10 protein-coding genes are annotated in these 8705 nt (G+C 45.0%); 4 read left to right on the top strand and 6 right to left on the bottom strand.

Going from position 1 to position 8705, the window contains the following annotated elements; genetic code table 11:
• Positions 1-109 precede the first annotated feature (109 nt).
• From QUA70_RS27310 to QUA70_RS27300, 3 genes are all read right to left on the bottom strand, one after another.
• Positions 110-541 carry an NUDIX hydrolase gene (locus tag QUA70_RS27310; RefSeq protein WP_333350904.1) on the bottom strand — a complete coding sequence of 144 codons (432 nt, stop codon included), beginning with the start codon at positions 539-541 and terminating at the stop codon, positions 110-112.
• Between the two features lie 184 nt (positions 542-725).
• Complete coding sequence (locus tag QUA70_RS27305; protein ID WP_333038358.1) at positions 726-1178, bottom strand: DUF3531 family protein; 453 nt, start codon at positions 1176-1178, stop codon at positions 726-728.
• Between the two features lie 15 nt (positions 1179-1193).
• Positions 1194-2210, bottom strand: a complete 1017-nt coding sequence (locus QUA70_RS27300) for a Sll0314/Alr1548 family TPR repeat-containing protein (RefSeq protein ID WP_333328434.1) — start codon at positions 2208-2210, stop codon at positions 1194-1196.
• A gap of 392 nt (positions 2211-2602) precedes the next feature.
• On the opposite strand from QUA70_RS27300, the gene QUA70_RS27295 reads away from it, so the two are divergent.
• From QUA70_RS27295 to QUA70_RS27285, 3 genes are all read left to right on the top strand, one after another.
• On the top strand, positions 2603-3268 hold the full coding sequence (locus QUA70_RS27295) for an energy-coupling factor ABC transporter ATP-binding protein (protein WP_333350905.1): 666 nt from the start codon (positions 2603-2605) through the stop codon (positions 3266-3268).
• A gap of 194 nt (positions 3269-3462) precedes the next feature.
• Entirely contained in the window at positions 3463-4206 is a 744-nt protein-coding gene (rsmG, locus tag QUA70_RS27290) for a 16S rRNA (guanine(527)-N(7))-methyltransferase RsmG (protein ID WP_333350907.1), read from the top strand.
• A gap of 25 nt (positions 4207-4231) precedes the next feature.
• A complete protein-coding gene (locus QUA70_RS27285; RefSeq protein ID WP_333328426.1) occupies positions 4232-5017 on the top strand; it encodes an SDR family oxidoreductase in 786 nt (261 codons plus the stop codon).
• Between the two features lie 308 nt (positions 5018-5325).
• On the opposite strand, the gene QUA70_RS27280 is transcribed toward QUA70_RS27285, so the two are convergent.
• From QUA70_RS27280 to rpiA, 3 genes are all read right to left on the bottom strand, one after another.
• A complete protein-coding gene (locus QUA70_RS27280) occupies positions 5326-6081 on the bottom strand; it encodes a Fe-Mn family superoxide dismutase (protein WP_333328423.1) in 756 nt (251 codons plus the stop codon).
• Between the two features lie 214 nt (positions 6082-6295).
• Entirely contained in the window at positions 6296-7480 is a 1185-nt protein-coding gene (locus QUA70_RS27275; RefSeq protein ID WP_445251681.1) for an aldo/keto reductase, read from the bottom strand.
• Positions 7481-7746: 266 nt separating this feature from the next.
• The gene (gene rpiA, locus QUA70_RS27270; protein WP_333350909.1) at positions 7747-8463 is read right to left on the bottom strand and encodes a ribose-5-phosphate isomerase RpiA; all 717 of its coding nucleotides are present in this window, start codon (positions 8461-8463) and stop codon (positions 7747-7749) included.
• 39 nt (positions 8464-8502) lie between these two features.
• Between rpiA and QUA70_RS27265 the strand changes: the two genes are divergently transcribed.
• Positions 8503-8646, top strand: a complete 144-nt coding sequence (locus tag QUA70_RS27265; RefSeq protein WP_333350910.1) for a hypothetical protein — start codon at positions 8503-8505, stop codon at positions 8644-8646.
• Positions 8647-8705: the final 59 nt, after the last annotated feature.

Raw genomic sequence — 8705 nt, 5'->3', positions numbered from 1 at the left:
GTTTTTGGCTGGCATTTTTGTAAAAATTGACTAAACTTAATTTTTATTATACCCTATTTAAAGGTACAACAGCTTATCAGGTATTTGTTTTTGGGTACTGGTTGAGTTATTAGCTTTCGCAGTAGTCGATAAATTTGTCTGGAACTAGGCGCAATTCGCCCGATCGAAAGCGCTCGATGGGCATCCAAAATGCAGTATGTTCCCCATCTCCGTCTGAAAAATCCAGACTCTCCAATTCATAAAATTTGCCATCGACAAAATCGCACTGGTATAGTTGTATTAATTCGTGTCCGGCTTGGCCATTATAAACAAAGAAGTTTTCCAAACAAGTCAAATATTTGATATTTGTTAACTCGGCTTGAATTTCTTCTTGAAACTCTCTTTGCAAAGCGTCGATGCTGTGTTCTCCGAATTCTATGCCACCGCCCAGAGCTCGGTAAAATGTGCCTTGTTTGACCGGATCTTCGCATTCTGACACGAAAATGCGATCGCCCGATAGAATTAATCCTAAAACAATTACGCGAATTGTACCTTTTTGCATAATTAGTTATCAGTCATTAGTCATCAATCATTAACTGGTTCCTAGGCTCTGCCTAGGAATCAATGTCCAGAGGCTCTGCCTCGCTTTCGGAGCAGCAAAATAGGAGGCAGAGCCTCCGGATATGTGTTACCAGGCAGAGCCTAGTAACGAGTAGAATTCGCCCCTAATGAGTGATCACTAATCACTAATTATCAGCAGCAAAAGTCTCTCGACGGCGACTGGTGTCAACGGGCCAGTTTCTATTTTCCCCCCCAATAATGAGTTTTTCAATCGTTACGAATTCTTTGCTGAGTTGCTGGAAAACATTAATCAAAACATCGAGACCTATCGCATCGCTAGTACCCAAATCAAACCAGCAGCGAGCCCAAGAACCTTGATACTCCATTTCTCCCATATTGTGCATTAAAGCCATCATGCTTTGGTCGGCTAGATTAACATCGTAATTCATCTGACTGATATCTAAGCCTTCATCTTGAACTTGCAAATTTTCCGCATTGAATCCTCCCAGTTTTCCCAAGAAAAACCAAGAGTCAAACACTTCTTCAACATACTGTTTTTCACCGTTTGAAGGCACGTTGCTGAACTTCAGCCAAATCCAGAGGTCAAAGGGGTTAAACTCGCGAAACTCTACTTGCATAGTTTTTTGGTGTTTTTATAGTGGTGGTAAGGCCGTCGGCCCCCAGACTCCATCTGCATCTCTAATTTTATCGCGCATCGGGTCGCAGGCGCGAGATTTGCTGTCGAGACGGTTACGGGTTCTGCACTGCTGAAAGAAAATTTCGGCTACTAAACTGCGCGGCAGTTGGTCGGGTTTTGCTAAGGCTGCGTCGAAGTTTTTTCCGGCTTCCTCAAGTAAGGTTTTGTTGCCGTTGTTCCTCTGGGATTGGGAAAACAAGATTTGTGCTTTTAGATAGAGAACTTCGGGATTATTGGGCGTTTCTGCTAGGGATTTGTTGGCAAATTCTAAAGCGCGATCGTACTTTTTCAAGTCTCGATAGCCTACTGCCATGCCGCGATAAGCTAAGTAGCGAGGAGAGGCTTTTTGTTCGAGTCTTTGAATGGCTTCGTTGGGGTTGGAAAAGGGCAGGTTTGTGGCTAGAATTAAGTCCATGTAGCCTTTGAGCAGGTTGAGTTCTGGATCGTTAGGCGCTATTTTATCGGCGGCATCTAGATATTGAAATACTACTCGCAATTTACTCAAAGCTTGGGGCGCGCCTTTGGCTGTTCCTTCTGTGGCTATAATGTTCGCCCCCTCTAGAAAGTGACCGGCTGCTGTGTAGATGTTGCCGCGCAAGGGATTGGTTTTCGTTAATTGTTCGCCGACTTCGCGGGTTTTTTGTGCGTAGGAATTCATCGAGTTTAAGTCCTGCTCGATGTATGAGAGGGAGGCTGCCATTGCATAGGCTAGCGGCTCGTTTGGTTCGGCTGATAGTGCTTGTTGAATTTGAGTTTTTGCTTGTTTGTAGTTTCCTTGCTGAAACATTGTTTTGAAAGCGGTTTCGGTGTTGGGCCCGATCGCCTGCGGGTTGCTGCTGCGAAAGGGATCGCCCGCTACTGCGGAGTTAATGCAGATGCTGAGGGCGATCGCTCCTGCACAGGCGATCGCCCGCACTGTCTGTTTAGAACTTAACATTTGCTTGCCAAGCGATGCTAAAGGGGTTTTCGTCATCGTCAATTCTCTCAATGTAATATACTGTAAACTAGAAACAAGAGAGTTAAATTTTCAGACTTTCGGGCCGCGACCAAAAAAAGAGTGAAATTTGGTTGATTTTTTCTAGCTGTTGCGGTATATTTTAATAATGGAAGTGTGACTTTTAATATATGAACACACAGATTTCCATTATTAAAATATACCATAAAAAAAACTTAAAAATTAAACACCCATGCTGAAAAAAAAGAAAAATTTTGTTAAGATTTATGTAAAATAATTGTGGGCGATCGGCAATAACCAGAAACAGCCTTAACTATTAATAGCACAACCAGGAGTTCCCTCATCCAACAATAACTATTTTTCTGACTGCCAACTGCCAACTGCCAACTGCCAACTAACAACTGCCATTAATGCTTTATCTAAAAAACTTAGTATATCATCCTACCGCCTGTCCGAATCCTATTCTGAAAAATATTAACTTAGAACTTGCCTCGCAGCAAATGGGGCTGATTGTGGGTCGCAGCGGTTCAGGCAAAAGTACGCTATTAGAAATATTAGCCGGTTTAGCGGAAAAAACTAGCGGCGACATCCGTTGGCGGGAACAGGAATTAACACCGGAATACTTGCAACAATTAGGAGGGTTAGTATTTCAGTTTCCAGAAAGGCATTTTTGCGGCGGCACAATTTTAGAAGAATTGCGACTGGGACATCCTGAATTGGGACAAGAACAAATCAACAAAGCAATGGCAGAAGTGGGACTCGGACATTTGCCACTGCGCGCTTCCCCCCACGCTTTGAGCGGCGGGCAACAGCGCAGGGTGGCCCTGGCAGTGCAGCTAATTCGGCAGCCGCATTTGCTACTTTTGGACGAACCGACGGCGGGTTTGGATTGGTCGATGCGGCGGCAGTTGGTAAGCTTGTTGAGTAAGTTGAAAAGTCACTGGACTTTGTTGATTGTTACTCACGATGCTAGCGATTTGTTGAGCGTTGCTGACCGATTTTGGACTTTAGACCACGGGGATTTGCAGGAGGTCGATCGGGCTAAGTTAGAAGCTAAGGAAACGAGTTGCGTTTGATTTTTCTGACGTTTCCAATGGTTTCCCGGCGAATAGAATTCGCATCTAAATCAATTGGGAGCGAATAGAATTCGCGTCTACACAAACAAAGTCCGCCTGCGCGGACTGAAGAAATTCTCGGCGAATAGAATTCGCGACTACACAAACAAAGTCCGCCTGCGCGGACTCAAAGAAAAGAGTGGAAATAGAATCTGATGAATGAGATTAAAATGTCTGTGTTGCCCCAGATGAACGAGTTGTGGCAAAAAACGCTGAATTGGCAGCCGGATGAGTCGCAGCAACAACAATTTCAGCGACTTTATGAGTTAATTGTCGAGGGAAATCGCTCCTTAAATTTAACTCGAATTACTGAGCCGATGGAGTTTTGGGAAAAACATTTGTGGGATTCTCTGCGGGGAATTGCGAGACTGCTGCCTGCTAATGATAATTCGGCGGAAAATCCCGAATTGGCCGCTGAGTCGGTGCAGAAAGCGATCGACATTGGGACTGGTGGGGGTTTTCCGGGGTTGCCGATCGCGATCGCCCTGCCGCATTTATCAGTTACTTTGCTCGATTCTACTCGCAAGAAAATTGATTTCTTGGAAACAGTTTTGCCGTCTTTAGGCATAGAAAATGCGGCGACTTTGTTGGGCAGATCCGATGAAATTGACCGACAGCCGCAGCATAAACAAGCTTACGATTTAGCAGTTCTCCGAGCAGTGGGAGCCGCTCCTCTCTGCGCTAAATCCGCGCTGCCTCTGCTGAAAAATGGCGGTTTGGCGGTACTTTACCGTGGGAATTGGACGGTGGAGGAAGAAACGGAGTTGCAAAGGGCGATCGAGCATTTGGGCGGTAAAATTGAGTCAGTCGAAGCATTCACAACGCCGACGAGTCAGGGGGCGCGGCACTGCGTTTACTTGCGGAAAGTTGTACAGCAGTTCGAGCGTCCCGTGCGCTAGCTATAGCCGTTTTTCAATACTAACTATGCTTGCCAATAAGATTGCACTTGTCACAGGCAGCTCGAAAGGAATTGGTGCTGGCATCGCCCTTGAATTAGCCAAATCTGGTGCCGATGTTTGTGTCAACTATTGCGATTCTCCAACCTCTGCGCGAGAAATAGTCAACCAGATTCACTCTGTCGGTCGTCGCGCTATCGCGATTCAAGCAGATGTCTCACAGCGCGACCAAGTGGAAAGGATGGTCGATAGGTGCGAGCAAGAACTCGGTCTAATCGATATTCTAGTGACAAATGCGATCGCCAGCGTCCGAAACACCTTGCTGGAAACTAAATTTGAGGATTTACAGCGAACACTAGAAATAGGGGTGTACGGTGTGTTTCACATCTGTCAAATAGTCGCCCGCCGTATGGTGGAAAGGAAGGCGCAAGGCTCGATTATCCATATCTCATCCCCGCACGCTCATTTTCCGTATAAGGGTGCGATTGACTACAACACCACCAAAGCAGCCTGTCATCACCTCGTTCTTTCGATGGCGAATGAACTGATGTGGCACAAAATTCGGGTCAACATCCTAGAGCCTGGGTGGACTGACACTCCGGGTGAGCGACGCTGGTACAGCGACGAATTGCTTGAGTCGTTCAGCAACCAAATGCCTCTTGGTCGGATGGGCTTCCCGGAAGACTTAGGCAAAGCAGCAGTTTTCCTGGCATCTGATGCAGCTAGCTACATCGCGGGCAGCGTGTTAAAGGTAGATGGTGGATTGTACATTGAGGGTAGCCCGAGTTTGACAGCAGAATCAGAAAATAAGTAGGTAGGCGGAATCTGAGATTTTGCACCATTCTCAATTACTTGTTTAGGAACAGGCTTTCCTGCCTGTTCCACAAGAAAACTCATTCTTTGTGGAACGGGCATCTTGCCCGTTCTTGACAATGGTGAAACATCTCAGTGGAATTAAACTTAACCATCTAACAGTATGGAAACAAACCTAAATCAGCCACGCTTAAGGCTCAGGATATTTTACAATCGTTTACTTAATTGCGTTTTACAGCACCTACCTACTTAAAACAAAGTTTGTTGTTGGGCTGTCTACGATCGATCGCAACAACAAACTTTGTTGAACTAGGCGCTCGCCTGTTCGTAGCGCTTGTTAATTTCCGCCCAATTAACAACATTCCACCAAGCTTTTAAGTAGTCGGCGCGCAAGTTTTGGTATTTGAGATAATAAGCGTGTTCCCAAACATCGTTACCCATAATTGGATAGTTGCCATCTATCAAAGGAGTGTCTTGATTGGCAGTAGTTGTAATCTCAAGTTTGCCAGCTTTATTGCGGACTAGCCAAACCCAACCGCTGCCAAAACGCTTAGTGCCAGCATCGTTAAATTTTGCTTTAAAATCGTCAACACTGCCGAAATTTTGCTGAATTGCTGTTGCAATTGCCCCTGTGGGTTCGCCGCCGCCGTTGGGGCCCATGATTTCCCAAAACATACTGTGATTTAGGTGTCCGCCGCCATTGTTACGCACGGTTGTGCGAATATCTTCCGGGACTTTGCTCAAATCTCGCAGCATATTTTCAGCACTCATATTTTTGAGCTGCGGGTATTTGCTGACAGCATCGTTGAGATTTTTAACGTAAGCGGCGTGGTGTTTGTCGTGGTGAAATTGCATTGTCCGCGCATCAATGTGCGGTTCTAAAGCATTGTATTCGTAAGGCAAAGGCGGCAGTGTAAAAGGCCCGGGGGTTTGGGCTATTTTTGGACTTTCTGCAATTGGACTTGCTTGCGATACATTATTTCCTGACGCTTGGCAAGCACCTGCGGTAATAGCTCCGACGGTGGCAGTCACCAAATACAAGAAATCTCGGCGTTTAAGAGTCATAAAAAGTACCTAAGTGAATTATTAACTGTTTTATCTCAGATTAAAGCAAAAAGGGAGTGAGTTGAGAAAAAAAGTGCTATCGCCCGAATGGATGAGACGGATGGGCGATGGTTGTGAGAGTTTCTCAAGTATAGGCTAATTGTGTGCACGTACCTAACTCACGTGCTCCGGTTCACTAATCCGGTTTCTGTCTCGAAACCGGGTTTTTTTTTGATTATTCTTGGGACAAGCGCTGGATGGCTTCGCCTCCAAAAAGCCGATCGGCTGCTTGAAGAATACCGGGAATTTTAGCAGCGTGGGGACTGTGGGCGAGAGGGCGGCGCAAGTCTAATTCATCGAGGCGATCGGCTTTTTGGCCGGGGAACCAGTGACTGGCATTACCTAAGAGGTTGTAGCGCATCTTGCAATAGTCGATCGTATCGTAAGCCTGCGCCAAGTTCCAAAGCCACAGAATCACATAAATATTAATACCTCCAGGAGTATTTTCTATAGTTGGTAAACCCACGTGCCAAGTCTTAAACCAATCTTCTCCTAATTTATTAATTGCTGCATCTTCCAATCTTGCTAATATCGGTGGCAAAATTTCATCGACTTTATCTAACAATTCTAAAACTTTGAGATGTTCGTTAAAATCTTCAGGTTTGGCTGCGCCTAAACTCAAAGTGTGTACTTGCGGATGCGACAAACAAAACAAATCATTAAATACCATTGGACTCAGCGGATAGCACAAGTCTACCAATTTTTGCGGCGGGTTGTAAAGTTGACCGCCTTTGTCAGAAGGACTGATAATAAAAACGCCCATATCGTGACGTTTAGCAGCTTCAATAGCCGACCAATTACTTTGATTTATGTAGTACCAATGCAAGTTAAGATAATCAAATTGATTAGTTTCAATTGTTTTGACAATCACATCCGTGGGGCCGTGAGTTGAAAAACCAATAAACCGAACTTTGCCTTCTGCTTGCAACTTTCTCGCCACATCCATGCAGCCGCCCGGACGCATAGACTCCTCTAGCAATTCCCACGTATTAATGCCGTGCAGCGACAGTAAATCGACGTATTCCAGTTGCAAATAAGCTAAAGATTTATCAAATTCTTCGCGAAACTCTTGGGAGTTTGGTTTGGGGCTAACTTTCGTTTGCACTATCAATTTTTCGCGGGGAAAATTCGGGAAAATCCACCCCAGTTGCATCTCGGAAGTCCCGTAACCGCGAGCAGTTTCTATGTGATTGATGCCGCATTCAACCGAGTAGCGAATCGTCGCTTCTAGATTTTGTTGATTGTCTTGTGGAATTTCATTGGCTGGCACGTCTTGCCATTTGTACTGATATCTCATGCCACCGCAGGAAAAGACGGGCATGGATAATTCTGTGCGACCGAATCTGCGATATTGCATCATCATAATCAAAGTCAAAGCTATAGCAGAAGGAAGTTCGGCAACGGATTATGTAACGGATGTAAGGGATGTCAGGAAGAAGGAAGATGTAACAATCGCAAGGGTTTCACTGATTAAGAAGTTCTTAATCGTGGTGGCGGTTGCTATAGGGTAATAAACCTTGTTTTTGGTATTTTTGCGGGTGGTAACTCCCATATTGCAGCATTTTCATGAACAGGCAAGATGCCTGTTCCACAAAGAGTTTTCGACCACCAGTTGGCCAGTTTTGACTATTTAGAAATCTCCCGTACTACTGGTTTGCCGTTTTGGATTTCGCCGACTAAAACCAAATCTGTACAGTCTACAAACAAACCATTTTCTAACACACCGGGAATGTTATTCAAGGTTTTTTCCATTTCGCCGGGGTTGGCAATGTCATCAAATTTGACATCGATTACCATATTACCTTGATCGGTAATTACCGGGCCTGCTTTTTTCACGCCCATGCGGAGTTCGGGTTTGCCACCCAATTTTTCAATAGCGCGCATCACTGGTGTTAATGCCATCGGTATAACTTCGATGGGCACGCGAAAAGTCGAACCCAATTTATCTACGATTTTGGAACTGTCAACTACTACAATAAATTGAGTGGCGAGGTAATCGACTACTTTTTCGCGGGTGTGGGCGGCGCCGCCACCTTTAATTAAGTTAAGGTGGGGATCTACTTCATCAGCGCCGTCAATAGCAACATCAATTCTGTCAATTTCATCTAGTGTTGTCAGCGGTACTCCGTACTGTTTGGCTAACACTTCCGATTGAAAAGATGTCGGCACTCCCTTGATATCTTTGAGTTGACCTGATTTTATGCGATCGCCCAACGCTTGAATAGTATAAGCTGTAGTTGACCCGGTGCCGAGTCCGACAATCATACCAGATTTTACGCGATCGGCAGCAGCAAAGCCGACTTGCTGTTTCATCAATTTTACGGGATCTTGTTCTGTGGTCATGTTCGGTACTCCTCAATAGTTTTAAGATTATACCATTTAATGAAAATCGGATTTCTCGATACTTATACTGGGGATTACAAAATTGAAACTCCTTACTGCAAACCTTTGCGCGGCACTCAGTCGGCTATTTGTTACTTAGCCGAGGCGTTGGCAGCACAGGGAAATCAGGGTAAGCGCATCTAATTTGGTAGTTAAAAATACAGATAATTTGGCACATTTATATAATCACAGATATCGTTTGA

It is taken from the genome of Microcoleus sp. LAD1_D5, assembly GCF_036702115.1.
In the GTDB taxonomy this organism is placed as follows: Bacteria; Cyanobacteriota; Cyanobacteriia; order Cyanobacteriales; family Microcoleaceae; genus Microcoleus.
Note: the sequence above shows the minus strand (reverse complement) of the source record. Positions and strands in the feature narration are given on the sequence as shown.

What these genes read in the sequence shown, in the direction of transcription:
- QUA70_RS27310 (WP_333350904.1), bottom strand. Translation starts at nt 541, where the DNA reads ATGCAAAAAGGTACAATTCGCGTAATTGTTTTAGGATTAATTCTATCG.
- QUA70_RS27305 (WP_333038358.1), bottom strand. Translation starts at nt 1,178, where the DNA reads ATGCAAGTAGAGTTTCGCGAGTTTAACCCCTTTGACCTCTGGATTTGG.
- QUA70_RS27300 (WP_333328434.1), bottom strand. Translation starts at nt 2,210, where the DNA reads ATGACGAAAACCCCTTTAGCATCGCTTGGCAAGCAAATGTTAAGTTCT.
- QUA70_RS27295 (WP_333350905.1), top strand. Translation starts at nt 2,603, where the DNA reads ATGCTTTATCTAAAAAACTTAGTATATCATCCTACCGCCTGTCCGAAT.
- rsmG (WP_333350907.1), top strand. Translation starts at nt 3,463, where the DNA reads ATGAATGAGATTAAAATGTCTGTGTTGCCCCAGATGAACGAGTTGTGG.
- QUA70_RS27285 (WP_333328426.1), top strand. Translation starts at nt 4,232, where the DNA reads ATGCTTGCCAATAAGATTGCACTTGTCACAGGCAGCTCGAAAGGAATT.
- QUA70_RS27280 (WP_333328423.1), bottom strand. Translation starts at nt 6,081, where the DNA reads ATGACTCTTAAACGCCGAGATTTCTTGTATTTGGTGACTGCCACCGTC.
- QUA70_RS27275 (WP_445251681.1), bottom strand. Translation starts at nt 7,480, where the DNA reads ATGATGCAATATCGCAGATTCGGTCGCACAGAATTATCCATGCCCGTC.
- rpiA (WP_333350909.1), bottom strand. Translation starts at nt 8,463, where the DNA reads ATGACCACAGAACAAGATCCCGTAAAATTGATGAAACAGCAAGTCGGC.
- QUA70_RS27265 (WP_333350910.1), top strand. Translation starts at nt 8,503, where the DNA reads ATGAAAATCGGATTTCTCGATACTTATACTGGGGATTACAAAATTGAA.